The sequence below is a fragment of the Bacillus sp. LR--39 genome (genome assembly GCF_053613335.1).
This window is the reverse complement of sequence record NZ_JBSIOT010000385.1, coordinates 1-1,008: the sequence shown is the minus strand read 5'-3', so window position 1 is coordinate 1,008 and position 1,008 is coordinate 1. Positions and strand designations below refer to the sequence as shown.

1 protein-coding gene is annotated in these 1,008 nt (G+C 40.3%); it reads right to left on the bottom strand.

Going from position 1 to position 1,008, the window contains the following annotated elements:
• On the bottom strand, positions 1-894 hold an 894-nt coding region (locus ACWHAR_RS23435), incomplete at its 3' end, for a YybS family protein (RefSeq protein ID WP_452087994.1).
• Positions 895-1,008: the final 114 nt, after the last annotated feature.

The window sequence follows — 1,008 nt, the reverse complement described above, 5'->3', positions numbered from 1 at the left end:
TAAAACGCCTAAAATGCGAATGACCGCCATGAAGACCGGATGCACAAACCCAAGTATGACAGCAATCACAGCCGCAGCCTTTGGATATTGTTTCTTATGGCAATAGAAAAAGATAAATGATAAACCTTGGATGAAAATCAGAAACCCGAGTATAAACTCCCCATTTAAAGCGATAGAGTACAGCATTTGGCCTTTTTCTAAAGGCAAAAATGAAAGCATGACAATAATCAAATACAGTACTACAACACTTTGCGGAAACTTCAACTCTCTAAAAGGCTTTAGATTAGGAATATCGGGGGAGAATCGCCTTAAGAGCGGCTTAGCGATAAGGTAACTGAGGAAAGAAAAAATAACTCCTACCATCACAATAGCTGTTGGAAAAAGATATTGAACGATACCCAATTGTTCTTCCATCAGTTTTAATTGCTTCTCAAACTGTCCAGCATTGCCCGACTGCTTCGCTACAGTTTCTACCATATCAAGAGATTGCCGGTATTGTGTCATCGCCTCATCAATGATATTGATACCCAAAAACTGAATGCTTATCACAAAATAGAAGACAATACTAAGCATATAAATAAGTGCGCCCGAAATAATGGCGTGCCCGGGCTCTTTCCTTTTGAAAAAATGTCCCATGGCAATGCCGGCGCAAGCTGACATAAAAGCTACAATAAGCCCGTTAAAGGACCCGACAATAAAAACAACCGGAAGACTGACAGCGCCCATCCATATCCCTAGCTTCAATCCATGTCTGATCGTATACAAGATCATTGGCAGCGGCAGTGCAAATAACAGAATTGTTCCAATCACAGGAACATAAACGACCAGAAGCGTAATGATCGCAAACAGACTGATTAAAATAGCACCTTCCATTAAAGCTCTCGTTTGTTTCACTTAGTCACCTCGTATCATCCTGAACATACGAATAGAAAAGAGCAGCATAAACGACTGCTCTTTTTCATCGCTGCAACATACGTTACACCGAATGTTTTTATATCATCTCTAAAT